The organism is Paenibacillus hamazuiensis (genome assembly GCF_023276405.1).
Taxonomy (GTDB): Bacteria; Bacillota; Bacilli; order Paenibacillales; family NBRC-103111; genus Paenibacillus_AF; species Paenibacillus_AF hamazuiensis.
The window spans coordinates 4329750-4356603 of the sequence record NZ_JALRMO010000001.1 but is presented as its reverse complement, the minus strand read 5'-3'; the positions used below and the strand labels follow the sequence as shown (position 1 = coordinate 4356603).

19 protein-coding genes and 1 riboswitch are annotated in these 26854 nt (G+C 53.4%); all 19 genes read left to right on the top strand.

The genetic code is table 11. From position 1 onward, the window contains the following. Nucleotides 1–416 precede the first annotated feature (416 nt). The 19 genes from MYS68_RS18925 (at nt 417) to MYS68_RS18835 (ending at nt 26809) form a co-directional block, all read left to right on the top strand. A complete protein-coding gene (locus MYS68_RS18925) occupies nt 417–1694 on the top strand; it encodes an ArsB/NhaD family transporter (RefSeq protein ID WP_248927340.1) in 1278 nt (425 codons plus the stop codon). Nucleotides 1695–1706: 12 nt separating this feature from the next. Next, complete coding sequence (locus MYS68_RS18920; RefSeq protein WP_248927339.1) at nt 1707–2000, top strand: hypothetical protein; 294 nt, start codon at nt 1707–1709, stop codon at nt 1998–2000. A 136-nt stretch (nt 2001–2136) separates the two neighbouring features. Beyond that, nucleotides 2137–2290, top strand: a riboswitch (cyclic di-AMP (ydaO/yuaA leader). Nucleotides 2291–2397: 107 nt separating this feature from the next. Beyond that, nucleotides 2398–4230 carry an APC family permease gene (locus MYS68_RS18915; RefSeq protein ID WP_248927338.1) on the top strand — a complete coding sequence of 611 codons (1833 nt, stop codon included), beginning with the start codon at nt 2398–2400 and terminating at the stop codon, nt 4228–4230. A 318-nt stretch (nt 4231–4548) separates the two neighbouring features. After that, nucleotides 4549–6492, top strand: a complete 1944-nt coding sequence (locus MYS68_RS18910; RefSeq protein WP_248927337.1) for an alkaline phosphatase family protein — start codon at nt 4549–4551, stop codon at nt 6490–6492. 345 nt (nt 6493–6837) lie between these two features. Beyond that, nucleotides 6838–9468, top strand: coding sequence for an alanine--tRNA ligase (alaS, locus tag MYS68_RS18905; protein ID WP_248927336.1), 2631 nt, complete (start codon nt 6838–6840; stop codon nt 9466–9468). Between the two features lie 151 nt (nt 9469–9619). Then, nucleotides 9620–9883, top strand: coding sequence for an IreB family regulatory phosphoprotein (locus tag MYS68_RS18900; protein ID WP_248927335.1), 264 nt, complete (start codon nt 9620–9622; stop codon nt 9881–9883). 46 nt (nt 9884–9929) lie between these two features. Further along, nucleotides 9930–10343 (top strand): Holliday junction resolvase RuvX, encoded by a 414-nt coding sequence (ruvX, locus tag MYS68_RS18895; RefSeq protein ID WP_248927334.1) that lies wholly within the window; start codon nt 9930–9932, stop codon nt 10341–10343. A 7-nt stretch (nt 10344–10350) separates the two neighbouring features. Then, nucleotides 10351–10653 (top strand): DUF1292 domain-containing protein, encoded by a 303-nt coding sequence (locus tag MYS68_RS18890; protein ID WP_248927333.1) that lies wholly within the window; start codon nt 10351–10353, stop codon nt 10651–10653. Nucleotides 10654–10678: 25 nt separating this feature from the next. Then, on the top strand, nt 10679–10987 hold the full coding sequence (locus tag MYS68_RS18885) for a DUF1292 domain-containing protein (RefSeq protein WP_248927332.1): 309 nt from the start codon (nt 10679–10681) through the stop codon (nt 10985–10987). A 127-nt stretch (nt 10988–11114) separates the two neighbouring features. Beyond that, nucleotides 11115–12167: an endolytic transglycosylase MltG gene (mltG, locus tag MYS68_RS18880; protein WP_248927331.1), complete on the top strand. Its 1053-nt coding sequence runs from the start codon at nt 11115–11117 to the stop codon at nt 12165–12167. 71 nt (nt 12168–12238) lie between these two features. Then, entirely contained in the window at nt 12239–13123 is an 885-nt protein-coding gene (locus tag MYS68_RS18875) for a peptidase U32 family protein (protein ID WP_420852231.1), read from the top strand. Nucleotides 13124–13149: 26 nt separating this feature from the next. Continuing rightward, nucleotides 13150–14439 carry a peptidase U32 family protein gene (locus MYS68_RS18870; RefSeq protein WP_248927329.1) on the top strand — a complete coding sequence of 430 codons (1290 nt, stop codon included), beginning with the start codon at nt 13150–13152 and terminating at the stop codon, nt 14437–14439. Between the two features lie 427 nt (nt 14440–14866). After that, complete coding sequence (locus MYS68_RS18865; protein ID WP_420852230.1) at nt 14867–16906, top strand: methyl-accepting chemotaxis protein; 2040 nt, start codon at nt 14867–14869, stop codon at nt 16904–16906. A gap of 263 nt (nt 16907–17169) precedes the next feature. Continuing rightward, nucleotides 17170–18096 carry an IS110 family RNA-guided transposase gene (locus MYS68_RS18860; protein WP_248925012.1) on the top strand — a complete coding sequence of 309 codons (927 nt, stop codon included), beginning with the start codon at nt 17170–17172 and terminating at the stop codon, nt 18094–18096. A gap of 822 nt (nt 18097–18918) precedes the next feature. After that, the gene (locus MYS68_RS18855) at nt 18919–20757 is read left to right on the top strand and encodes a peptidoglycan D,D-transpeptidase FtsI family protein (RefSeq protein ID WP_248927327.1); all 1839 of its coding nucleotides are present in this window, start codon (nt 18919–18921) and stop codon (nt 20755–20757) included. Nucleotides 20758–20843: 86 nt separating this feature from the next. Further along, nucleotides 20844–21542, top strand: coding sequence for a response regulator transcription factor (locus MYS68_RS18850; protein ID WP_248927326.1), 699 nt, complete (start codon nt 20844–20846; stop codon nt 21540–21542). A gap of 395 nt (nt 21543–21937) precedes the next feature. Beyond that, complete coding sequence (pelF, locus tag MYS68_RS18845) at nt 21938–23701, top strand: GT4 family glycosyltransferase PelF (protein WP_248927325.1); 1764 nt, start codon at nt 21938–21940, stop codon at nt 23699–23701. A 39-nt stretch (nt 23702–23740) separates the two neighbouring features. Then, nucleotides 23741–25192, top strand: a complete 1452-nt coding sequence (locus MYS68_RS18840) for a hypothetical protein (RefSeq protein WP_248927324.1) — start codon at nt 23741–23743, stop codon at nt 25190–25192. A 3-nt stretch (nt 25193–25195) separates the two neighbouring features. After that, complete coding sequence (locus tag MYS68_RS18835) at nt 25196–26809, top strand: hypothetical protein (RefSeq protein ID WP_248927323.1); 1614 nt, start codon at nt 25196–25198, stop codon at nt 26807–26809. Nucleotides 26810–26854: the final 45 nt, after the last annotated feature.

Sequence of the window (26854 nt, the reverse complement as noted above, 5' to 3'; positions counted from 1 at the left end):
TAAATAGAGCGACACCCCCTAAATCCCCCTTAAGGGGGACCCCAGGCGCTCGGGCGCCCTGGACCCGCCCGTAGGAGGTAATGCTCGCTGCTAGTTCGCGCCTGCCCGGCATCGATTTTTCGCCTGCGGCTCAAAAAATCGGATGCCCGACACGCTTTACTTTTGGAGCGATGATGTGGGGAGGTAATGCGTGCGGCGGGCTCGCGTCTGCCTGGCATGGTTTGCTGGCGCAAACCTGTGCCCGGCACGCTTTACGGGCGGCAGCTTTTAAAAAAATGAAACCATTCCCGGTTTTATCCGTATGAATATAAGGTTGCGCAGCACAACTACAAGTGAATAAGTTTTTGGTTTTTGGAGGAGCCTGTCACCAAGGGCTCCTCTTTGTCATTTTTAGGGATGAGAAAGGATGTAAACGGATGGAACAACAGGCATTGCTAGCAATCGGTATTTTTCTTGTTATTTATGGACTCATCGTTTCGGAGAAGATTCACCGGACCATAGTCGCGATGATCGGCGGCCTACTGATGGTCGTGCTGGGCATCGTTCCGCAGGAGGAGGCGCTGCATCACATCGATTTCAATACGCTCGGGCTGCTCATCGGCATGATGGTGATCGTCAGTATAACGGCGGATACGGGGGTATTCAAATACATCGGCGTCTGGTCGGCGAAAAAAGTGAAGGGCGATCCGGTGCGCCTCCTTATCGCTCTAGGCTTGGTAACGGCCGTCGGCTCGGCGTTTCTCGACAATGTCACGACCGTGCTGCTGATGGTGCCGGTGACCTTCAGCATTACCCGGCAGCTGCAGGTGAATCCGGTGCCGTACCTGATCTCGCAGATCATGGCTTCCAACATCGGGGGCACCGCAACGCTGATCGGAGATCCGCCGAATATTATGATCGGCAGCGCGGTGAAGGAACTGACCTTCATGGCGTTTATCCATAACCTGAGCCTGATTGCCTTCCTCATTTTATTCGCGACAATTCCGCTGTTGGTCTGGATTTACCGCAAGCAGCTTAAGACGACGGAGGAGCTGAGGCTGAGCGTCATGGATCTCGACGAGAAGGCGGAGATTACCGACCCGAAGCTGCTCAGGAAGTGCCTCGCCGTATTGGGACTTACGATCGGCGGATTTTTCGTGCATCAGATCGTTCATCTGGAATCCGCAACCGTCGCTTTGGCCGGCGCCTTTCTGCTGCTGCTGCTCACCGGCGAGCACCATATGGAGGAAGCGCTCGCCAAAGTCGAGTGGACGACGATCTTTTTCTTCGTCGGTTTGTTTGTCCTCGTCGGAGGTTTGATTGAAACCGGGGTCATCGCGAAGCTGGCGCAGTATGCGATCGATGTCACCGGAGGCGATGTGGCCAAAGCGTCATTCCTGATTTTGTGGATGAGCGCGATTGCTTCGGCATTTTTGGACAATATCCCTTTTGTGGCGACGATGATTCCGATGATTCAGGAGATGGGGCTGATGGGGGTCGACCGCCTGGAGCCGTTGTGGTGGAGCCTGGCGCTCGGCGCATGTCTCGGCGGGAACGGCACGCTGATCGGGGCCAGCGCGAATTTGATCGTAGCCGGTTTGTCCTCCAAGGAAGGGCACCCGATTTCGTTTATGACCTACCTGAAGATCGGCTTCCCGCTTATGATTATGTCGATTGTGATCGCTAATCTGTATATTCTTATCCGATATTTGTGAGGTGGCGATGCTATGATCTCATACGATTATGACAAGAAATGCCTGGAGATTTCGGAAAAAAGTAACGGTCCCGACACGGAGTTTCGCATTCGGATTTTATCTCAAGACCAGGACGGGCAGGAAGCGGCTCAGGCGCTTAAGAAAATTCGCTACGATTTCGAGCGGAACGACGTGCTGACCGATGTTTTGTTTTACGTTCACCCGAATCGCGATTACCAAATTATCGTGCGGAAGGACTATTATTTGGACTTCATGCTCAGCTTATTTAAATACGGCCTTTTGTCACAAATCAGCCATAATTCGTGAGAGAATGCAAGCAAAGGTGAGAGCAAAAGCTATGTAAGCGTTATTTTCAGCCGCCGTGAATAACGCCAACGTCAAGCTGATCTTTTTCCTGTTTTACTTTCCTTCATACGGGGAGTAAACTTCATTTTGCAACTGAATATGAAAAACGCTGAATTTTCCCTGAAACCATTCGGGAAAAGCGGGGGAACCAAACGAAATATGGGGTGAATCGGGCGTCATCCGCGCCCGTAGAGCTGCTTCTCACGGCTCGAATCCGACAGCTAACCTCGTAAGCGCTCGTGGGAAGGATAGAACAACCGGTGACAAAAACACAAGGTGCTACCCTTGTGTTTTTTTGTTGTGCGCTCATCCTGCAGCGATATTCAGGCAACGATAACAGGAAAAAGGATTGGATGAGATGACTGAGTATACGTTGAAAAGGCTGTTATTCGGAAAACCGCTTAAGACCAGCGAGCTAGAATCGGAAAAAATGCCGGTTTGGAAGGCGCTGCCGATCCTGTCGTCGGATGCGCTCTCCTCCGTGGCTTACGGCACGGAGCAAATATTGCTGGAGCTGGCCACCGTCGGGATCGCCGCGTTTTATTTTTCGCTGCCCGTGGCGATCTCGATCATTTTGCTGATCGGCATTCTGGTAATGAGCTACCGTCAGGTGATCGAAGCGTATCCGCAGGGCGGCGGCGCCTATATGGTCGCCAAGGAAAACTTGGGTATGACATGGGGACGCCTGACAGGGGTGTCGCTGCTGATCGACTATACGCTGACGGTAGCCGTCTCGATATCGGCCGGCGTTCAGGCGATTACCTCCGCTTTTCCGCAGGCGGTGCCTTACATCGTCGAAATCACCCTTTTGCTCGTATGGCTCATGGTATGGCTGAACCTTCGAGGCACCTCCGAATCCGGCAGCGTGTTCGCCCTGCCGACTTATTTCTTTATCGGCTGCGTGCTGCTGCTGCTCGGCAAAGGCGCCTGGGACCTTGTCACCGGCGCCGAAGCGGTATCGACGGAACTGGCGGTGCCTGAGGTAATGCCGCAGGGGTTGACGCTGTTTGTTCTGCTGAAAGCTTTCTCCTCGGGCTGCTCCGCTGTGACCGGGATCGAGGCGATTTCCGATGCGGTGCCTCATTTCCGCACGCCTTCGACAACCAACGCCAAGCGCACGCTCGTATCGCTCGGAGCGCTGCTGTCGGTCGTCTTCGGCGGTATCACTCTACTGACGCTCGCCTACGGCATAGCCCCGGATCCGCAGGGACATACGTCGGTGCTGTCGATGGTGACGGAGCATGCATTTGGCCGCGGCACGGTGTATTATGCGACGCAGTTCGCGACCATGCTGATTTTGACGTTGGCGGCGAACACCAGCTTTAACGGGTTTCCGATACTGGCGTCGATCATGGCGACGGACAAAAACTTCCCGCGCATGTTCGCCAATCGCGGGGACCGGCTTTCCTACAACTACGGCATCGTGACGCTCGGCATATTGGCCAGTATATTGCTGATTATCTTCGGCGGCAAAACCGATGCGCTGATTCCGCTGTATGCGATCGGGGTGTTTCTCTCCTTTACGCTGGCGCAAAGCGGACTTGTCCGAAAATGGTTCACGGAAAGGCCTAAGGGCTGGCGGCGCAAGCTGACGATCAACGGAGTCGGAGCGCTGTTGTCGCTTGTCGTGCTCATTATTTTCAGCGTCACCAAATTCGCCGAAGGCGCCTGGATCGTTATTTTCATTACGCCGATCCTGCTTATTTTTATTACGAAAATATACCGCCATTATGAGGATCTTGCCGCGGAACTGCGCATATGTCTGGACGACCCGGTTCCGCAAAAGGAATCGGTCATCATTATTCCGATCGCCGGCATTCACCGGGTCGTGCAAACAACGATCGCCTATGCCAAATCGCTTTCGCCGAATGTGATCGCCTTTTATGTGGCGTTTAACGACGAGGATGAAAAGAAGATGGAGGAGAAATGGGAAAAATGGAATCCGGGCGTGCGGCTTGTCATCTTTAAATCCCGTTACCGCGCGATCATTAAGCCGCTTATCGAATTTGCGGACAGAATCGATTCGCACGTCAGCGAAAGACAGACCGTCATGGTGCTGCTCCCCGAATTCATTACTCGCAAATGGTGGCACAGGCTGCTGCACAACCAGTCGGCGCGGCGCATCCGGTCGAAGCTGCTGAAACGCAAAGATATGATCGTCGCTACGGTTCCCTACCATTTGCATGATTAAACCGGCATCCTGCAGCACGGCGTTATTTTCCGGCGAAAAAGAGAAGCCCCTTCTGCCATCAGGCGGAAGGGGCTTCGTCTTGAGGTTTTGAGGTTGGGATTCCATGTTCATCCGCTTTGGCAAGCAGAATGATGAGGTTGGCTGTTGGTAATGAAAATCATTATCAATTGATGATTTTATTTTAATATGGATGAGAATCATTGTCAATAGGAAAATCACATTACTTTTCCGGTTCGTTAGTGTCTCCCCACGTCAGGGAAATATGTGATATACTGGCGTTATTATCCTGTTTACTGGGTAGAAACGGAGCAATTTCTGATGAAGCAAGCATTGATGCCGGCACCCGCTTCGGCGGGATACAAAGATCTTCTGCGCGAAGGAAAGCTTTTTACGCCGATTTTCGCAACCGCCGTTTTTTTGCTTTACCATATGCCTGACTTCGGGCTGGGATCGTTTTGGAAAGCGGCGGGACTCGGTTTTCTAGGCCTCTTTCCGTTATTCGCAGCTTACTATATATTCGATTTTCCGCTGTTTTTGCGGAACTACTTATGGATTCCGCTGGCCGCTTTTTTGCTCATATGGCAGGCAACCGTCGTTTCATTGGCTGCTTTGACCGTCGTGCTTTATTTATTGTTTGTCGCGTTGTTTTACGCGCCTTCACGTTCACGTCTGCAGAGCCGTTCCTTAAGGCCGAATGTGCTGCACCTGTGGAAGCTCGCTTTGAAAAACAGCGATTCGACAAGCGGAAACGTCCAGGAGCAGCTGCCCAAATGTTTGCTGCTGGTTATGCTGTGGGACAAGTTCGCCGAATTCGGCGTTCAAGGACATACCGATTCGGGCGGCCGTCTGGCGCTCGTCGGATTTGCGCTTTGCATCGCCGTATACGGCTGGGCGATTCACCGGTATTTGTTCGACTGGAAGCCCGCCGAATCAAACGGGCCTACCCGCGGGCGCTTCCCGGCAGGCGGCGCGGCGATGGCCAAAAAGGTGATCGTCATCGTCATCGGCGGTTTGCGCAAGGAAAGCTTTGCTTCGGCGGAGACGCCTTTCCTCGACTACTTATGTGAAAACGGTACGGAGTACACACATATGCAAACGGTCTATCCGGCTCGCAGCACCGTCAGCTTCACGTCGATGCTGACCGGAACTTACCCGCGCGAGCACGGGGGCGGGACGGGCCTAATGAACAAGATAGGCCTTCGCGAGGAAACGATTTTCGATGCGCTGCGCAAGGTTGGAAAGATCGGGCTGCTCGTCGGAAGCGCTCCATGGCTGAACTCGCTGGGCGAAGATGGCGAACAGGCGGCTGCGGGGCGGCATAACGGCAGTGCGGACCGCAGCGTTATCGCACGGGCCAAACGTATCATGACGGAGCAATCTCCCGAACTGCTGGTCGTTCATTTGACCGAAGCGGAGCTTGCCGGGTACCGCAGCGGCATATCATCTGACGAATATGTGCAAAAAATCGAAGAAACCGACGAGCTCGCCGAAGAGTTCGTTCATTGGCTGAAAAACCGGGGTTATTTGCGGGACAGCGTGCTCGTCGTTTGCTCCGACCGCGGGCTATCGGAAGGCTTCGGCGGGCATGGCCATATGGATGAAAACGAACGGTTCGTGCCGTTTTTCCTGTTCGGTCCGCGCATCAAGCGGGGGCTGAAGGTGGGTACGTCGTTTTCGCTCATTTCGCTCGCTCCGACCGCGGCATATTTGCTCGGAGCGCCTTATCCGGGGCGAAGCCGGGGGGACGTGCTGGCCGAGGGCATGGATATGACGGAACGATGGGAGTTGGAAAGGCCGGCAAAGGCGGCGGCGAAAGCGGCGCCAAGGGTGCAGACGGAGGAAACGGAAGACGATGTCCCTGTGCGCATCGCGGCGGAAGAGCCTCGCGGAGCGCAGCCGGCTGAGTTCGCCGAACGGCCGGTTCCCGCATGGAAAGCGGCGGTGAAGCCGGCGGATTCGGCGGAGCCGGAAATCGCTGCCGCGCTGGCGGAGGAGACCGCGCCGGAACCGGCGGAACTGGCCGAACCGGACGGCGAAACCGTGCCGGAGCCGGCCCGGGCTGCCGAAACGCCGGAACCGGCCGCAAGGAAGGAACCGGAAGCGACTTCGGCGCCTGAAGCAAAATGGGAGTCGCTTGTGGCGAATCCGCAGGAGCTCACTTCGCCGACGGGCTGGAAACGGCCTAGAGCCGATTATGTGCCGCGCAAAGTGAAAATCGCTCCTCCCGACGAAGAACGTACGGACGATGAACACCAAAGTTGACATCGCTTCGCCGTAAGCTTATAATTTCCTGTAATAACCGTGATTTATATGAAAAGCGTTGAAGAAAACAAGTAAGCCATAGACCGTTAGGCAGAGACGAGGTTTTGGCCGGAATTCGTCCGTAAGGATGCCAGCCAGCTGCGAGAACCTCGCTAATGAAGGATGGCCGAAGCTCTTTCGGAGCGCGGATGCAGCAAACATTCGCCGGCCGGACCCGTTAACGTCCGCAAGAGGAGATTGCGCTTAACCGTACGAGGCGCGCAATAACCAGGGTGGTACCGCGAAACTGATTCGTCCCTGCACGCAGCAGGGGCGTTTTTTAATTTTTAAGGAGGCCAATAAAGTATGAAAGCAGCAGAAATTCGCAAAAAGTGGCTTGACTTCTTCGCCAGCAAAGGGCACAACATCGAACCGAGCGCCCCGCTCGTGCCGCATAACGACCCGTCGCTTCTGTGGATCAATGCGGGAATGGCGCCGCTCAAGCCGTATTTCGACGGCCGTGTCGTGCCGGACAACCCCCGGATCGCCAACTCGCAAAAGTGCATCCGCACCAACGACATCGAGAACGTCGGCAAAACGCGCCGGCACCATACGTTTTTCGAAATGCTCGGCAACTTCTCGATCGGCGATTATTTTAAGGAGGAAGCGATCACGTGGGCGTGGGAGTTTCTGACCGACCCGAAATGGATCGGGTTCGATCCGAATCGCCTTTCGGTTACGATTTATCCCGAGGATACGGAAGCATTCGAATTTTGGAACAAAAAGATCGGCTTGCCTGAGGAGCGCATCTACAAGCTGCAGGACAACTTCTGGGACATCGGCGAAGGTCCGTGCGGACCGTGTACAGAAATTTTTTACGACCGCGGCGACAAATACGGCGATCTTAACGATCCGGAATGCTGGCCCGGCGGCGAAAACGAGCGTTTCCTCGAAGTATGGAACCTCGTGTTTTCGCAGTTCAACCATAACAAGGACGGCAGCTATACGCCGCTTCCGCAAAAAAATATCGATACCGGGGCCGGTCTCGAACGGTTCGCTTCGATCCTGCAGGACGTCGATTCGAACTTCGATACCGACCTGTTCCAGCCGATCATTCAGAAGACATGCGAGCTGGCCGGGGTACAATATCATGTGAATCCGGACCACGATGTGGCGCTGAAGGTGATCGCCGACCACATCCGAACCGTAGCATTTTCCGTGGGCGACGGCGTGCTTCCGTCCAACGAAGGACGCGGTTATATCATCCGCCGTCTGCTGCGCCGCGCGGTCCGTTACGGCAAGGTGCTCGGCATGGATAAGCCGTTCTTATACAAGCTGACATCCATCGTCGGCGACATCATGGGCGTCTATTATCCGGAGGTTGTGGAAAAACGCGAGTTTATCGAAAAGGTGATCCGCACCGAAGAGGAGCGTTTCCACGAAACGCTGTCCGACGGGCTGACCATTCTCGAAGAGATGACATCCCGCGCCAAAGCGGAAGGACGGACGCAAATTTCCGGACCGGACGCGTTCAAACTGTACGATACGTACGGCTTCCCATTCGATCTCACCGAGGATTTCGCCGCCGAGAAAGGCATGACGGTCGACCGCGACGGCTTCGACAAGGCGATGCAGGAGCAGCGTGAGCGCGCGAGGGCGGCTCGTCAGGAATCGGAAAGCATGAAGGTGCAGGGCGGACCGCTTGCCGATTTTACGGTTAAAAGCGAATTTGTTGGATATAATGAATTGGTAACAAGTGCTAAAGTGATTGCGATCGTTCACGAAAACCAGTTTGTCGATTTGGTCGGCACCGGCGAAACGTGCCAGGTCATTCTCGACCGGACGCCGTTTTACGCGGAAAGCGGTGGTCAGGTAAGCGATCACGGCGAAATCGTCAGCGGAGACCTGAAGCTGAAGGTGGACACCGTAAGCAAGGCGCCGCACGGGCAGCACGTGCATACGGTCATTGTCGAATCCGGCGTACTCCGTTCCGGTGAGACGGTGGAAGCGCGCGTATCCGAGGAGCTCCGTCAGGACATCGTGAAAAACCACACGGCGACGCACCTGCTGCACAAAGCGCTGAAGGAAGTGCTCGGCGAGCATGTCAACCAGGCCGGCTCTTTGGTGGCGCCGGAGCGGCTGCGCTTCGACTTCTCGCATTTCGGCGGCATCTCGGCCGAGGAGCTGCAGGATATCGAAGAGCGCGTCAACCGGCAAATTTGGAAAAGCACCGCGCTCGACATTTCGCTGAAGCCGATCGCGGAAGCGAAAGCGATGGGGGCGATGGCGTTGTTCGGCGAAAAATACGGCGATATCGTCCGCGTCGTCCGCGTCGGCGACTACAGCCTGGAGCTGTGCGGCGGCTGCCATGTGCAGAACACGAGCCAAATCGGGCTGTTTAAAATTTTGAGCGAATCGGGCATCGGCTCCGGCGTGCGCCGCATCGAAGCGGTGACCGGACGCCATGCGTATCAATTCCTTGAGCAGCAAATGCAGCTTCTGCGCGAGTCTGCGGCGCTGCTCAAGTCGAACATCCAGGATGTGCCGAAGCGCATCGACGGCTTGTTCGCCCAGCTTAAGGAGCTGTCCCGCGAAAACGAATCGCTGCGCGGCAAGCTGAGCAGCATCGAAGCCGGATCGCTTAAGGATCAGGTGAAGCAGGCGGCGGGCATCTCGCTGCTGGCGGCCCAGGTGAGCGCGGCGGACATGGATTCGCTGCGAACCATCGTCGATCAGATGAAGACGGACATCGGTTCAGGCGTCATCGTGCTCGGCGCCGTCGCCGAAGACAAGGTGAACCTGGTGGCCGCGGTAACCCCGGATCTTGTGTCCAAGGGCTACCACGCCGGTAAAATCATTAAAGAAGTTGCGGCCCGCTGCGGCGGCAGCGGCGGCGGCCGTCCGGACATGGCACAGGCCGGCGGCAAAGACGCGTCCAAGCTGAAGGAAGCGCTGGAGAGCGTAGAATCGCTGCTCTCGGAGCAAGCGGCGAAATAATATCGATACGGTTCCGGAGCCTCGGACGGGCGTCTTGCCCTTCCGGCTCCGAAAAATTTTTTCGCCGTCAACAGGAATATTTCGACAAATGGCGAATATATACAATTAGCAATATTTGGTTAGTGCAGTTTCAGTTTCAGGGGGTGCTGTTATGAGTTCCATGGACAAAACGATGAAGTTCAATGTAAAAGCGGAAGAGATCGAAACATCACCCAAAGAAGTGATTTTGGCCGTGTACGATGCGCTGCAGGAAAAGGGCTACAACCCGATCAACCAGATCGTCGGTTACCTGCTTTCGGGCGATCCGGCTTATATCCCGCGCCATAACAATGCGAGAAGCATGATCCGCAAACGCGAACGCGACGAGCTGATCGAAGAGCTGGTCCGTTCCTATTTGAATCAACATAAATCTTAAGGGATGCGGCCAATGAGGAATCATTGGCCTTTTTAGGAGAATCGGCATGCGCTGGATGGGACTGGACTACGGAGACAAAACGATCGGCGTCGCCGTCAGCGACGAGCTCGGCTGGACGGCGCAGGGGCTTGAGGTCATCCGCCGCCAGAAGGAAGAGCAGGATCTCGAGAGATTGAAGCAAATCGTGGAGCAATACGGCGTCACGGAAATTGTCGTCGGTTTGCCCAAAAACATGAACAATACGGTCGGCCCGCGTGGAGAAATTTGCATTGCATTTGCCCAAAGGCTGGAACAAACAATAGGATTACCCGTACATTTGTGGGACGAACGTTTGACAACCGTATCGGCGCAGCGAACGCTGCTTGAGGCTGATGTAAGCCGCAGGAAACGCAAGCTCGTCGTCGATAAAATGGCGGCAGCGCTTATTTTGCAAGGTTATATGGATTCCAAGAAGAGGTGAAGGCAAGATGTCCAAAGAGGAATTGCTGAATGAAGAAGAGCCGGAGATTATTTACATTCCCGATGATGAAGGCAACGAAGAAGAATTCGAAGTGATCATGAAATTCGAAGTGGACGGCTCGGACAAGAAGTACATGATGGTCGTTCCCGTTGACTCGGGCGACGAAGAAGAAGGCGAAGTATACGCATTCCGTTACGAAGAGGACGGCGACGATCTGCAGCTGTTTACGATCGACGACGAGGAAGAATGGAACATTGTCGAAGAAACGTTTAATACGCTGATGGACGAAATGAACGAAGAGGAAGATTAAAACGCTTCGAAAGCGAGGAACCGTTTTGGCGACATTAAACGATGTGAAAGAGACGAATCAGTTGCGCTCCCAATACGGAGATGATATTATTTTGTATGACGAGCAGGACGAATCGACCGTGTACCGCATTTTGGCCGAATTTTCGCTTGGGGATAAAAGCTATGCGGTGCTGCAGGACGATCAGCTGAAGAAAGAAGAGGAAGTGGCGATCTTTATCGTATCCTCCGGTCCCGGCGGCGAGCTGGAGCTGGAGACGATCGAAGACGACGACGAATGGGAGACGGTCTCCGAGCTTTACGACGAGATGACGTTCCCGGCGGATGTAGATCAGTAAATCTGTTTACGGGAATAAGAACCGAGCGGACGCCGATCCGCTCTTTTTCATTGCATAGGGAATTATAGGATGCCAATTTTTTAGATAACCGGTTAGTTGGTGATTTTTTGGAAGGGGCTTGTAAGGTGTGAGATTGACGCGGATTGCGCTCCTTGGCTTGTTCGTTTTGCTGGGAGCGGCGGCGGGAATATATGGGTATACGGTCAAGGCGCTGAAGCCGATGCCGGCTTCTGTGGAAGTTGTGCAACTCGACATCGCGCCGGGGACCGGACCCGCCGAGGTGGCAAAACAGCTGGAAAAAAGCGGGCTTATCCGAAATGCTTCCGTTTTTACGTATTATTTGAAATGGAAGAAGCAAGGGAGCAAATTCCAGGCGGGACGTTACGCCATGTCGCCGGGGATTACGGTTGATGAAATCATCGAAAAGCTCAATAAAGGGCAAATTGTGAAAGAGGAAATGCTGCGGCTCACGGTGCCGGAAGGCTACACGATCCGGCAAATTGCCGAGAAGATCGGCCAGCAGTTCGGAACCGATGCGGCAGCTTTTATGGGCAAAGCGGATGAGCCGAGAACTCTTGCCGCTAAAGCGGCGCAGGCGATTCCGGATAATCCGGCGATCAGGCACCGGCTGGAGGGGTATCTTTTTCCGGAAACGTATGAGTGGAAAAAGGATGTAACCGTCGACGAAATGATCGACAGGATGCTTTCGGAGCTCGACGTCAAGCTCGGAGAACTGCCCGCGGATTGGCCGGAAGCGTCGAAAGCGAAGGAGTTCGGTTTCCATCAGATTATGACGGTAGCCTCGCTGGTCGAACGCGAAGTGGCTTTGGACGAAGAACGTCCGATCGTGGCCGGCATTATTTACAACCGTCTCACGAAAAATATGAACCTGCAGATCGATGCGACCGTGCAATATTTGTTCGACAAGCCGAAGGAGAGGCTGTTCGAAAAAGATCTGCAGATCGAAAGCCCGTACAATACGTACCTTCATCCCGGTCTTCCGCCCGGCCCGATTGCAAGTCCGAGCTTATCTTCCATCAAGGCGGCGCTTTATCCGGCGGAGACGAAATTTTTGTTTTACGTGACGAAAAAAGACGGCAGCAAGGGACATTTGTTCGCGGAAACGTACGAAGAGCATCAGAAAAACATTGCCGCGAGCCAGAAGATGTCCGAAAAATGAATCCCTGAATGTTAGAGGTGTTGGATGTGAAAAAACCCGAGCTGCTCATTCCTGCAGGCTCCACCGAGCAAATGCTGCGATACATCGATGCGGGCGCCGATGCGGTCGAAGTCGGAGAGCTCCGTTTCGGCATGAGGCTGCCCGGCGAGATGAGGCCGGACGAGCTCGCCGAAGCGATTCCCGCGGCCCATGCGAAAGGCGCCAAAGTGTACGTGCTCGTCAACAACATACTGGACAACGATGCATTGGGCGATTTGCCCGCTTATTTGCAAAAGCTCGGTGAGCTCGGCGCCGATGCGATCGTGTTCGGCGATCCGGCCGTGCTTGTGGCGGCCAAGCAGCATGCGCCGGGAGTGGCGCTGCATTGGAACGCGGAAATGACGTCGACCAACTATGTGACGGCCAACTATTGGGCATCCAAAGGCGCATCGAGAGTGGTGCTCGCGCGCGAGCTCAACTTGGAGCAGGTGCTTGAAATCGGACGCCATGCGAAGATGGATGTGCAGGTTCAGGTGCACGGAATGACGAATATTTATCATTCCAAGCGATCGCTGCTGGTGAATTATATGGAGCATCAAGGCCAATCCCGCAGCAAGGAGGAGCTCGGTCAAAACCGCAAGCTGTTCCTGATTGAGGAGGAGCGCCGCGACGAACGTTACCCGATCTATGAGGACGCCGGCGGCACGCATATTATGAGCGCTGACGATATTTGCATGCTCGAAAGCCTTCATGAACTGATGGAAGGGAAACTCGACAGCTTCAAGATCGAATCGCTGCTGAAAACGACCGAATATAACGAAACGGTGCTGCGCAGCTACCGCCGGGCGATCGACGCATATTGCGCGAATCCCGAAGGGTATGAATTTAATGAGGAGTGGCTCTATGCCATTCGTGAAATACAACCGGAGGGCCGCGAGCTGAGCTTCGGATTTTTCTATAAAGAACAAGTATATTAATTGCTGAAGAGAGGAGTGACACTTTTATGGCTACGTTAACGAAAGAAGAGCTGCTCGGCAAGCGGGTGCGGCTGGAAAAACCCGAGCTGCTTGCGCCTGCAGGCAGCCTGGAAAAGCTGAAGTTCGCCGTTCACTACGGCGCGGATGCGGTGTACATCGGCGGGCAGCAGTACGGCTTGCGCTCGAATGCGGATAATTTTTCGTTCGAGGAGATGCGCGAAGGGGTGGAATTCGCCGCGAAATACGGCGCCAAAGTTTTTGTGGCTACGAATATATACGCCCATAACGAGGATCTAGCCGGGCTGGAAGATTATTTGCGGGGCATTCAGGATGCCGGCGTGGCGGCCATTATCGTCGCCGACCCGGCTATCATCGAAACGTGCAAGCGGGTGGCTCCGAAGCTGGAAATACACCTTAGCACGCAGCAGTCGACGATGAACTGGCAGGCCGTGCAGTTTTGGAAAAACGAAGGTGTCGACCGCGTCGTTTTGGCCCGTGAGGCGAGCATGCAGGAAATTAACGAGATCAAAAAAAATGTCGACATCGAAATCGAGGTGTTCGTCCACGGCGCGATGTGCAGCTCGTATTCGGGCCGCTGCGTCTTGTCCAACCATTTTACGGACCGGGACTCGAACCGCGGCGGCTGCTGCCAGTCGTGCCGCTGGAAATACGATCTGTTCACAAGCGAAGAGGATGCGGTACAGCCGCTCGGCGTGAACGAGCTTCCGCTGTTCGATTCGGAGGACGACGCATTTTCGATGAGCTCCAAGGACTTGTGCATGATCGAGCATGTCCCGGAGCTGATCCGCTCCGGCGTCGACAGCTTTAAAATCGAAGGCCGCATGAAAAGCGTCCATTATGTGGCGACGGTCGTGAACGCATACCGCCAGGCGATCGATTCGTATTTTGCCGATCCAAAGCGGTACGAACTGAAGCAGGAGTGGCGCGAAGAAATTTATAAAGCGGCCAACCGCCCGCTGAATACCGGATTTTTCTTCGATGAGCCGGGCCACGAAGATCACATTTTCGGACCGGAGGACAAAGCTATAGGTTACGATTTCACCGGTCTTGTGATGGAATACGACGAAGCTTCCGGCGAAGCGGTGATCCAGCAGCGCAATCATTTCAAGCCGGGGCAGGAGGTCGAATTTTTCGGACCGAACGGCACCTTTTTCAAGCAAAAGGTCGGAGAAATCCGCGATATGGACGGAAATGTGCTGGATGCGGCGAGGCATCCGCTGCAGCAAATTCGCATGAAGGTGCTGCAGCCCGTACAGCCTTTCGATATGATGCGCAAAAAAACAGGCAAGATGTGAAAATAGGCCTTTTTTCCCGGTGGCCGCCACGAATGGCCGCGGCGACCGGGAAAGAGGCCTTTTTTCATAAAAAATACGAGAAAAGTGTTAAATAATTCACGGGAAAAATGTCGTATCGGCAAGAGGATATTAAATAAATGTGTCGAATGTAACAATATACATAATTTTTTATGCCTAATTTTAGCGTGTAAGCGATTAAACTGGAGGGGAACTGTAGCCTATTGTCGAAATTTGTTTTGCAAGCGAACACGCGTATGCGGCCCGTATCGACTAATCAACATATCAATTACGAATCTGGTGGGTGATTTCTTTGAAGAACAAGTGGGCTGGAATCCAGGAGAGTTTGAAGAAGACGATGAGCAAGACGGGGGAGCTTGCCGGCAAAGCGAACGTGAACAAGCAAAACCTGCAGGCGGTAGGACAGTCGATGAAAAACGTTCGACTGGAGAACCCGGTGAAATCCGTCGGTATGAAGCTGTTTATTATGTTTTTTGTCAGCATTCTGTTTTTTGTTTTGACGGTGGGATTAACCTCGTACAATATATCCAAAGGCGTCATTCAGCGCAAAGTGGCGGATGCTTCCGAGCAAACCGTCATCCAGGCGGGCCAGAAGCTGGACCTTCTGTACGGCATTTATGAGGATCTTTCGCTGCAGATCATGCTTGATAACGATTTGAAAAAAATGCTTGACGATAAAGAAACGATCAATAAAAGCTCGTACGATTATTTGCAGCTGCGCAAATCTCTTTCCGACAAGCTGAACGTATTCATTTATTCGAATAAAACGATCCGTTCTCTTCATCTTTTATCGAAAGAAGGAGAACCGATCACATCCTCGGGATCGGGCAGCTTCCAAAACAGCGTGCAAAACGAAGAGTGGTTCAAGAAGATCATCGATGCCAACGGGAAAGCGCTTTGGCTCGAGACCAAGCCGAAAGGTTATGCCGACCAATCCGGAGCGCCGACCTTTGCCATCGGACGATCTTTGAAATCGTCGTCGAACAACAATGTGCAGGCTGTGATGCTCATGGAAATCGGCATCGATACGCTGGGCAAGGAAGTCGATCAGATCAATATGGGCGAAGGCGGCATCACGTCAATAGCTACCGGTAAAAACAAGGTGGTTTATACCGAAAACAAAGATCTGATCGGTGCGGATTCGACGACGCCGCTGACGGAAGCTGCGCTGCAGGAAAACAGCGGCAATTTGCTGAGCGCCAAGGGCGACATGCAGATCGTTTATTACAAATCGGCCAAGACGGACTGGTTCCTGGTAGGAGCGATGCCGGTAGGCGAACTCGTTAAAGACGCCAAAGTGATTCAGGGAATGACATGGCTAATGGCCTTTATTGCTGCCATTATTGCCGTTATTATCGGCTTCGTCGTAGCCCGGCAGATCGGAAGGCCGATCGTCATGATTCGCAACCTGATGAAGGAAGGCGAGCAGGGCAACCTTCGCGTCCGCACAAACATCAACCGTCAGGATGAAATCGGGCAGCTCGGCGCGAGCTTCAACCAGATGATGGAGAAAATCACCGCGCTCGTGCAGCAGACGAATTTGTCGGCTCAAGAGGTGCTTTCCACCTCGACCGAGCTGTCGGAAGCTTCAAAGAAAACGGCGATGTCGGCCAAAGAGATTGCCGTGGCGACGGAAGAAATCGCCGGCGGCGCATCCAGTCTGGCCGTCGAGTCGGAGCGCGGCAACGAGCTGACCGCACAAATCGGACAGCAGATGAAAGAGGTCATTCAGTCCAACGTGCAGATGGGTACGGCCGCCTCGGAAGTTCATAAATCCAGTGAGCAAGGGATTCAGTATATGTCCGAGCTCATTCAGAAAACGAACAAAACCGAGCAAATGACCCGTTCCATGGTTGAAAAGGTGGACAAGCTGAAGGAAAGCACGCGTTCCATCCGAAAAATTTTGGAGATGCTTAACAATATCACCAAGCAGACGAACATTTTGTCGCTGAACGCCACGATTGAGGCGGCGAGAGCAGGAGCTGCGGGCAAAGGGTTCATGGTCGTCGCCGACGAGATTCGCAAGCTGGCCGATCAATCCCGCCAATCCATCGAAGTGGTCGGGCAAATCACGGAGACCATTCAACGTGAAATCGACGAGACGGTCGGCGTGCTGTCCCAGGCGTATCCGATCTTCCAGGAGCAAATCGGCTCCGTTAAGGAAGCGGACGAAATCTTCAAGCAGGTTCAAGATCAGATGGGCGGATTCATCAATCAGCTGGAAGAAGTTACCGAATCGATCCAGAAGCTCGATCAGTCTCAGGTCGTGCTGTCCGATGCGATGTCGAACGTCAGCGCGGTAGCGGAAGAATCCTCGGCCACTTCCGAGGAGGTAGCCAGCCTCAGCAACGAGCAGCTTAACATCAGCAACGGTCTCGTTAAGCTTTCCGAGAAGCTGGAGGAGCTGTCCAATTCGCTGAAGGAGTCGTTGTCGAAGTTTACAGTGTAAGTCTTTGCCCCCCCCCTAAACAAGATGACAGAGCGTCACAATAAGATATGAAAATGTTCGAGCGGTTCACGGTTTAAACTCTGTTTAAACCGTGAATTCTTTTTACTACACAGTGCAGGTAAGTCGCCGGGATTTTGAGTGTACGACCTCGCCCCCTAAACTGACTTACCACACCCTGAGAACAAATCTTTGTCGCCACGAGCACACCCATCAAATTTCGGTCTGGGAGGGTGTTGGTAGCCTGTGTAGAAAGGATGATCTATTTGGATGCGATTCGTACTTGCTGCGCCGGCCTCGATGTTCATCAGGCCAACGTTGTTGTTTGCTTGTTAAAAGGCCCTCTTCATCAAAAGCCGACGAAAGTGATTCGGGAGTTTTCTACGGTACTCTCCGGCCTGCTCGAACTAGCCGACTGGCTCACTGAAGAAGGATGCACAGAGATCGCCATGGAAAGCACCGGCATCTTCTGGCAACCTGTTTACAATGTACTTGAAGCTTCTTGCACCATCACTCTGGCCAACGCTGCCCATATTAAAGCCATCAAAGGCCGTAAAACCGATATGAAAGATGCCCAATGGATCGCAGAACTTCATCGGTGCGATTTAATCCGCGGCAGCTTTGTGCCTCCTGTGGAAATCCGCGAATTGCGAGATTTGACGAGATACCGCAAAAAACTCGTTGGGCACGCTACCGCCGAAAGAAACCGCATCTTGAAGGTTCTCGAGATGGCTAACATTAAGCTCTCCACCTTTATGAGCGATGTTTTTGGCGTTTCCGGCCGTCTCATGCTTCAAGCTCTTGTGAATGGCGAAGTTATTGAACCCGCGCAAATCGCCGATCTTGCCAAAGCCTCTCTGCGCTCCAAGATTCCGCAACTCGTTTCTGCTCTCAATGGTCGCGTCACCAAACACCATCGTTCCATGATCGCTAGATCGCTCAAACATCTCGAATTTCTCGAACAATCCATCGCTGAGTTAGAGGCCGACATGGAAGTATACTTCGCACCGTATCAGCGGCAATTAGAGCTATTGGATAGTATTCCTGGTGTTGGCGAGCATACCGCCAAGATCATCTTGGCTGAACTGGGAACGGATATGTCTGTATTTCCCACGGAGATGCACCTATCTTCTTGGGCAGGGCTTAGTCCGGGCAATAATGAGAGTGCCGGTAAAAAAAAAGTACTACCATAACCAAAGGCGATAAAATTCTTAAGTCTGCTCTCACAGAAGCAGCCTGGGCCGCCAGCAACACGAAATCCTACTTAGGTGCAAAGTTCTGGTCCATTACAAGTCGGCGCGGGAAAAACAAGGCTGTCATTGCGATCGCCCATAAGATTCTAGTCATTGCGTACCACATCCTATTGAAGAACGAACCGTACAAAGAACTTGGTGCGGACTATTTAGAGAAACGACGAAGCATTTCCAAGGAAGAGCTAATGATTCGTAGGCTACAAAAATTAGGTTACTCGATACAAAAAGTAGACGAACTTCCCTCAACCAGTTAGGCTCTTTTAAAAAATATTCATTATGGGGACCGGGCATCCTATTGCCTTTTTTCGGCTTTTGACCTCATTTCAATCCATTTTCTCTTCGAAGTGACCTCGAGCTAAACGTTATTTTCCCATCAACTCCCCCCATCGGGGGGACCCCAGGCGCTCGGGCGCCCTGGACCCGCCTGCCGGGAGGGACTGTTCGCTGCTAGGTCGCGTGTGTCCGGCATGGATTTATTGCTGATTGGCAATAAATCCCATGCCGGACACGCTTCACTTTGGGAGCGGTGATGCGGGGAGAGGGTGCGTGCCTCGGGCTCGCGATTGTCCTGCACGTTTGGGCTGACGCCGAAAGACGTGCAGGACACGCTCTACAATCGAGAAACAAGGGACACACTTAACTTGAAATACAACGAATAAAATAAACTCAAAAACCTGTCCTTTGCAGACAGGTTTTTTTTGCGTGGAATTGCCCATAATGTCAAATATCGACATTATGGGTTTTATGTGCGGAGGGTTTAAGATGCAAACGGCTCCGGAATTGCGCAAATATCGTGCGTTTATAGCGCTGCTGATTATATCGGCGGCGCTGGTTGCGCTGCTCGGAAGGCTGTTTTATGTGCAGCTTGTCGGGGCGCGAAGTTTGACCGCGCATAAGATTGATCTGGTGGCGGGTTCTGTCTTGCAGAGGGAAAGCGGGATTATATTGGATAGCGGCAGAGGCGACTTTACGGATCGAAACGGGGTTCCGCTCACGGGCAAAACGTTGAATGTGCTGATCGCGTTTCCGGTGAGCCGGGAAGATCGCGGAGACTCCCGACAAATTGAACAATTGGCGGCGATTTTGAAAGTTTCGCCGGATGAGTGGAAAGCTTTTGCTGACCACATCGATAGTCCCCAAATATGGAGCAGCCATGGGCAGACGGCGCCGGCTTCCGGCAAGCCGCACTCCGGTTCCGATACGCCGATCGGCCTGACGGACAAGCAGGTTCGCGAAATCGAAGCGCTGGCGCTGCCACAGGTGAAGGTGGCGTCATACAAGCTGCGTTATGACGACGATCAAATCGCCCGGCATGTCATCGGCTTTATCGGGCAAAATCCGGAGCAAATTACTCGGCGATACGTCGACCAATTCCACAAGGGAGAACTGCAGCTGACGAGCAAAATCGGCGGCGCCGGCCTGGAGAGGACTTTGGAACCGTGGCTTCAAGGGATTGGGACGACATCGATCTCCCTGTTTACGGACGCGGCCGGGCATCCGCTGGATGGGCTGAATACGCGAATCGTTTCTCCGGAAAACGGCTTTTACCCGCTAAAGGCGGTGACGACGCTTGATGCGAACATTCAGCGTAAAATCGAGGAAGTGATGGATCGCCAGCACATCCGCGAAGGCGCCGTCGTTGTGCTGGATGCCGCAAGCGGCGATGTAGCGGCGATGGCCAGCCGCCCGCAGTACGATCCCCGGCACATCGATTTGCCCGGTGGAAGCTGGGCAAACCGCGCCGTCAAAGCGACGATTCCCGGCTCGATTTTCAAAACGGTCGTGGCCGCTGCGGCGCTTGAAGAGAAAGTGGCCAAACCTGGCGATACATTCGATTGCGGGGGAGCTCTGGGCAAATACGGCTTTACCTGCTGGAAAAAAGAGGGTCACGGCCATATTACACTGCGCGAAGCGTTCGCCCAATCGTGCAATATCGCTTTTGGCCTGCTGATGGAACGGCTGACCGGGGAACAGCTCGAGAGAACGGCGAAAAAGCTGGGAATAGGCTCGAAAGTGGGATGGAGCGGCGCATGGATGGGGCAGGACGATTTTCATCAATGGGATGCCGAAGATGCGGGGCAGCTTTTTGCCGTCGGCACTTCGAAAAACGATGAAGGAACATTGATGCAAACGGCTATTGGCCAAAGGGACGTGCGGGTGACGCCACTGCAGGCGGCCAATCTGGTCGTATCTCTCCTGAACAAGGGAGAGGTAAAGTCCCCGAGGGTTGTGCAAAACCTGCTGTTTCAAAACGGCCGGATGCTGGAAAAATTCGCGCCTCATACACTCATTCCGGCAAAGCGAGGCGTATCGGCCAAAACGGCGAACGAGCTGCTGGCATGGATGAACGACGTGGTGGATCACGGTACGGGCAAGCCGCTTGGACAAGCCAAATGGCGTATTGCCGGCAAATCCGGAACGGCGCAGGTAACGACAGGAACGGCCCCTGCCGACAATCAATGGTTTATCGGCTACGGACCGGTGGAGAAGCCCCGTTACGCCGTTTCCGTCGTTGTGGAAAACGTTTCTTCCGGCGAAAAAAACAGGTCGCTTCCGCTGTTCAAGGAAGTGATGGATGTTCTCGCGGCTTTGCGGGAGTAGTTATTTTTAAAGATCGCGGCTTATGCATTGGCGGAATTGTTTCGGAAACGGCGCGCTGATGCTATAATGTATGGGGAGTGATGGATATGGCAAGTCCTCATATTTTGGTCGTCGATGACGATCCGGCTATCGTGTATTTGATTTCCGAATCGCTGAAGGAAGAGAATTACAGCGTATTGACCGCCTTTAGCGGGAGGGAAGCGCTCGAAATCATTGCGAAAAGCGACATATCGCTGCTCATCTTGGATATCATGATGCCGGAAATGGACGGCCTTGAGGTATGCCGGACCATCCGCAGCCGGTTTGCCGCTCCTATTATTTTACTAAGCGGCAAAGACAGGAGCCTCGATAAAGTGATCGGCCTGGAAATCGGCGCCGACGATTATGTGACCAAGCCGTTCCACATCGGCGAGCTCGTTTCCCGCGTCAAGGCGCATCTTCGCCGGGAGGAGCGGGGAAAGGGCGAGCGGCAGCCGACACCGCCGGCGGTGATCAATTTCAAAAACCTTCGCATCAATAAAGATACATTCGAAGTATACAGGCATAGCGAACGGATAGAGCTTTCCACGAAAGAATTTCAGATCCTGGCGTATTTGGCGGAAAACCGCGGCCGAGTTTTGACGAGGGAACAAATCTACGGGGCGATCTGGGGCAGCGAATACGGCGACATCAGCACGGTTACCGTACACATCAAGAACTTGCGCGATAAACTGGATCCCGGAAACCGGCTTATTAAAACCGTTTGGGGAATGGGATACAAATTTGCCGTCGATGAGAACGATTAGGCGAAGGACGATACAGACTTTGCGCGGAGCATGGTCATGCATCGGGCGGAGTCTTTTTTTGTTGTTCAGATTTTGTTCAGGATGCTGTGGTAGGCTGGAAGTTAGGGAAAAGCACGCTTCGAAAGAGGCGTGATCTTTATTATTTTTAATTTTTATTTTATTTTTATCTAATTTTAATTTGTTATAATTGTGCATATAGGTATAATTGACTATGTATTCTTGGATCATTGTGCTTAAGGAACTATATTTATGACGTGTAATTTTCGGCGTCGCCCAACGGCCTATTTAATTGCCGGAATGTGGTAAGGAAGTCACACTGACGAATAAGCTGGTAGTAATATTATCCTTTTTCCAAAAAGGGCTATTTTACTTATAATAGAGTTAAGGTGAGAATAATGCGCGATAAAATACTCGTGATGCTTTCAACGGAAGGGACATACCCGTTTCACCAAGGCGGCGTGAGCACCTGGTGCGACATCCTTGTCAAAAAGCTGGTCGACGTCGATTATGTCGTTTACAGCATTTTGATGGATCCGTTTGTCACCCAGAAATTTGCGCTGCCCTCCCAAACGGGACTCGTTAAAATGCCTCTGTGGGGGACCGAAGAGCCTAGCGAGCATTTGTCCACGCCGTTCTCTCAAAACTATTTGGCGAAAAAGCGGACCACCCGCAAAATCGTTCGTGAGCAGTTTATCCCGTTATTTTGCGAGCTGATCGAGGAGATTATCGCCATTCAGAAAGATCCGCATCGGCTCGCCCGCATCATGCTGGCGCTTCATTTATATTTTGAAGAGTACGACTACAAGGAGAGCTTCAAAGCGGAAGAGACGTGGGAGACTTACAAGCAGATCATTTTTCGCCATCATGCCGATGGGGCCAACAAACTGGCGAGACCTGACTTGTACTGTTTGATTCAAAGTCTCGGCTGGGTATACCGGTTTATGAATATTTTGAACACGCCGGTTCCCGACGTCCATGTGACGCATTCCTCGGCAGCTGCGTTCTGCGGCATTCCGTGCGTGCTTGCCAAGATGAAAAACGGAACTCCGTTTTTGCTGACGGAGCACGGGATTTATTTACGGGAGCAGTACTTGTCAATCGGCAAGAGAGAGTATTCGTCATATCTCAATACTTTCCTGGTTCGCCTGGTGTTATCCATCACTTCCCTGAATTATACGTTTGCCGACCAGGTATCGCCCGTCTGCCAATACAACACGCGTTGGGAAACGAGGTTCCAGGTGCCGCCGGAACGGATTCAGGTGATATATAACGGGGTCGATAAAAATGTGTTCGTCGAAGCGCCGCATGGCGCCCAGGAACGGCCGACGGTCGTAACGGTCGCGCGGATCGATCCGCTGAAGGACATCTTGACATTGATCAAAGCGGCGGCCATGACCAAAGCGAAAATTCCCGACGTAAAGTTTATCATTTACGGTTCGGTGTCGGTGCCTTCCTACTACGAGGAATGCCTGGCGCTCAGGGAACAGCTCGAATTGACGGAAACGGTTATTTTCGCCGGACATACGTCCAACATGTCGGCCGCGTATCAAAGCGGCGATGTCATCGCGCTAACGAGCATTTCCGAAGCGTTCCCTTATTCCGTGGTCGAGGCGATGATGACCGGAAAACCGTGCATCTCCACCGATGTCGGCGGCATTCGCGAAGCGTTGGGCGAAACCGGGATTCTCGTAAATCCGCGCGATTTCGAAGCGTTGTCGGAAGGTCTGGTCAAGCTGCTGAAAAATCCGGACCTTCGCGCAGCGCTCGGTCAGGAAGGCCGCGAGCGTGCGCTCAGTTATTTCACGCTGGAGCGGGTGCTGGAGCTTCACTGGAAGAGCTACGTCAAGCTGGCGCTCGGAGCAAGCGATGCGGCTCTTGTGCAGGAGAAGGAAGACGAATCGCAATCGCGGGAATCCCGTCTGCACCGGCAGCGCGTGTTGGCCGAAAAAGCGTATTCGTTTATGGCCGGCGGCCAGTACCGCGATGCGATCCGGTATTTCAATCTGGCGCTGATGGAGGAGCCGGGTTCCCCGTCCTCGCCGGTGCTGCTGATGGAAATCGCCGAATCGTACAATCAGCTGGGCGAGTTTGACAAGGTGTTCGCAACGATGGAAAAGCAAGCGGCTTTGGCTTATTTGATCGAACACCGCAGCGCGTAAAGCGTGCTGCAACGAATATACGGAAAAGGAGGGGCCCGCATGAGAATGAGATGGAAACGATCGCTGATCGGTTATAAAAAAGATGAGGTTCTCCGGCATTTCTCATCGCTGGAAACCCTGTTTACGGAAACGAAAAAATCGTTGGAAGACGAGCTTGAGCGTCTTCTCGCCGAAAATCGCGGGCACAGCGCACCGACGGAGAGAGGCGGCGTTGTTCGCCCGGACCGGGCAAATCCGGTGAAGCATCATCGGCCGATTGCCGAAACTGGAAAGGATCTTCCAATCTGGGAGCCGAAGGAATTCAAGACGGTGCTGTTCGGATTGAACAGAAGATCGGTTAAACGGCATTTACATAAGCTGAAGCAGCTTCAAGAAAAACAGCTTATGGAGCTGCATGAGCAGATTGGTGCGCTGCGAGCCGAGGTCGGAAGCAGCATTCCGGAGGAGCTGCTGGATATGCCGGCGGAACCGGCATTTGAGCCGGAACGGCCGGTTGTAGCTGCTGAAGCGGCTGCCCCGGTCGAATCGGCGGAAGCATTCGAAACGGCTGGACCCGCTCAACCGGCGGAATCGTTTGAAGCCGCCGAATCGGCTGAGCGGGCGGAAACTTCGGAAGAACTGCCGTCCACGGAAGCCGGAACGTTAGAAGTTACTACGGAAATCCCGGCGGAGAAGGCTCCATCTATCCCTGACGCCGTAAATGCGGAGAAGACAGGGGCTTCGGAAGAAGCGGTCCGCATGGAAGAAGAAACGGCTTTGAAGGAGGCCGCGCCGGCTTCCGCCGCACCTGGAGAAACATTGTCTTCGCCGATAGCGACCGGCGGAAAGGTGATCACGTTTCGGAAACGTGCGGAAGAACCGGCTGTTCAAGCGGTGGCCGCCCCGCGCGAGGTACGGCCGGAAACGCTGCATGAAGCGGCGCAGCCTAAGCCCAAAGCGGTCGGTATGGGGTTTTGGGACAATGCGGACGAATATTTGGAGGCGATCACGGACAGCCGAATCGCTTTCGGCTCTGCGGCGCTGGAGCCCGCGGAAGCGGCCGACATGATGGACGTCGCCAGAACGGAAACCGGATTTTTTGCAAGCGAAGCGGAACCTGCCGCAATCGCGGCAGGTTCCGCCGTCGGCATGGAGCCGCTGCGACAGCCGGGTGTCAAGCCGGCTCCGCCAAGCAGTCCGACATCCGCCGATCCTCCCGCCGCCGAGGAAAAGAAAAATGAGCCGGCTCCGGTCCAGCGGACCGAAGCGGCACCGGCACCGGCAGGACCGGCGGCGACCGGCGGAAGCGAAGCGGTTACCGAAGAAATTCGTCACCTTCGCCGCAAATACATTTTGGGAAAATTGGCCGGAGCCGATTTGTACGATCGCAGCAATCGGCTGATCGTTGCCAAAAATGAGCCGATTACCGAAGAGGTAATGGTGCAGGCCGACCGCGAAGGAAAGCTCGCGGAACTGATCGTAAATATGATTGTTCCGGGGTTGGGGGAGTAACGGATGAATTTGAGCATAGCGGCGGAAAGCCAGGTGCCGGACAAAGATGCGATGCTGGAGCGGCTTCTGGAGGAAGTGCTGGAAAAGCACATGCAGCCGGAAGACCGTTACGAAATCGCCGCAATTCTGGAATCGCTCGGTTGGAACGATTTGCGGGCGGCGCAAACCTTCGGCGTCGAGGACGTATTCGAGCTGGCATCGGACCTCTGGGAGCGAAGCCATGCGAAGGCGAAGTACACGCCGTTCTCCAAAGTCGATCCGATGTCGCTGACGCAATTGATCGTGTCGCTCACGCGGACGTTTCTGCGGGGGGTGCTTTTTGCCATCCCGATGGCGATCTCCGTCATCTCCATGCTTTCTTTGAAATTTTCGTTATGGTCATATGAAAATTTGTCGGTCGAGCTCGCAACGGCTATCGCCATCGGTACAATCCTCAGTTTTGTAACGGTCGGGGGCTTTACTCAGGCTATTGCAAGGCGGGGATTTTTCTATATTATCCAAGGTTACTACAACATGGCCAGGCGGACGACGTTTCATTTTATCGGCAGCGGTTTTATTGTCTGTCTTCTGCTTTGCGCGCTGTTTTTTGTCCTGAATACGGTTATACAGATGTTCCCGTTTAAAATGGTGGGCGTCATCATCTTATATTTTTTCTTTTTGAACACGATCTGGCTGTCGGTGACGGTCATGTACATTCTCAAGAAAGAGCTGCTGTTTTCCGGGCTTATTGCGTTCGGGATCGGGATCGTATTCGTGCTCTTTAAATGGGTTGGCGTGAACATTATATTGTCGCAGCTGATCTCCTTGCTTTTTGTCTCAATGATCAGCATTGCGATCGTCGTCTGGCTGTTCAAGCAGGCCGAGAAACGAGGAGAGAAAGGCATTCAGCCGCAGCTTCCGAAAATGTCCGTCACGCTTTACTCCATCATGCCTTATTTTCTGTACGGATTCATGTATTTCTCGCTTTTGTACGTTGACCGGGTGATGGCTTGGTCGACCAATAACAAATTCACGATGCCTTTTTTAATATGGTTTCGCGGAGAATACGAGCTCGGGCTTGACTTTGCGCTGCTCGTGCTGATCGTGCCGATGGGGATCGCGGAGGTGGTGCTCACCAAGCTGATGATGGACGTGGAAATAAGCCAAAAGAGTTACTGGGGAGACGAAACCGATGTCATGAACACGACGTTCCGCGTGATCTACTACCGGAGGCTGCTTACCATCGGAAGCATTGCGGCGGTCAGCGCCGTCGCGCTCTATTTTACGCTTAAAATGGTATTCTACAAGCTTGACATTCCTATCGGCAAAACGTTGTTCGGCAGCGATCTGACGCATTTCGTATTTATCGTTGCGCTCGTGTCCTACATGTTATTGGCTATGGCGCTGATGAATGCGATCATTCTGTTCTCGCTGTCGCAGCCTTATCTGGTGCTTAGTGCCATCTGGCCTGCTCTTCTGCTTAATGTGACAACGGGATTTTTGCTAAGCCGCTGGCTCAGTTACGAGTATGCCGTATTCGGCCTTTTTCTTGGAGCCGCCGTCTTCATGATTTTATCCACGCGCAACGTCATCAAGGTGTTCCGCAATCTCGACTATTATTTGTACGCGGCGTCGTAAATGAAGACATTCGGACCCGGGGACCGCTTCACATTGAGCAAGGAA